Genomic DNA, 735 nt, shown 5'->3' with positions numbered 1-735 from the left:
CTTCTCGACTGTCGACTGGCGCGGCGTTCATGGCGTTTACGCCGGTTCGCGGAGCGAGAGACCGGCGGCGCGGTAAATCGTATCGATGACGGACATGTTCTCGATCGCGCCTTCCGGCGTCGTCTTCACCGGTTCGCCGCGCAGCACCGCCGCGGCGAAGGCCTCGAGCTGGTACGCATAGCTGGTGCGGCGCGGGAAGCGCTCCACCCGCTTGCCGTCGGCCGAGCGGATCGTGAGCCGGGGCAACAAGTGCGGAGCAGCCGGACTGAGGTAACGCAGCCGGCCGCGATCCCCAACCACCTTGGCGCTCGCCCAAAACAGGTTCGACGACCACAGCGCGCAGTGCAGGCGGCCCGTGTGCCCGCCGGCGAACCGCAATTCGGCCGTCATAGCCCGGTCCACTTCGGGACCGCCCAGTTTCGCACGAGCCGAAACGACTTCCGGGGTCGAACCGCCGAACGTACGGAGCATGTCGACCGTATAGCTTCCGTCGGTCATCAGCGCGCCACCGGCAAGGGAGTAGTCGTAGATGTTGCTATTTGAACGCTTCGGCAGCATGACGCACACCGCTACCTCCACTCGCTGCAATCTACCCAGCTCCCCCGAAGCGATGATCTGCTCGACGCGCGATGTCAACGGATGGTAGCGGTATTGGATTGCCTCCATGACGACGCGATCTGACTTCGCGGCCAGCTCGGCGATGTCGCGGGCCTCGGCGGCATTGGCGGTGAACGG

General features: G+C 65.6%; 1 protein-coding gene. It reads right to left on the bottom strand.

Annotation, left to right across the window (positions count from 1 at the left end):
- Positions 1–36: 36 nt before the first annotated feature.
- Positions 37–735: Gfo/Idh/MocA family protein (locus tag A5706_RS33915; protein WP_068134878.1), on the bottom strand; the 699-nt coding region annotated here is incomplete at its 5' end.

The sequence above is a fragment of the Mycobacterium sp. E796 genome (assembly GCF_001672815.1).
Taxonomy (GTDB): domain Bacteria; phylum Actinomycetota; class Actinomycetes; order Mycobacteriales; family Mycobacteriaceae; genus Mycobacterium.
The sequence above is the reverse complement of the archived record's forward strand: the minus strand, read 5'-3'. Positions and strand labels throughout refer to the sequence as shown.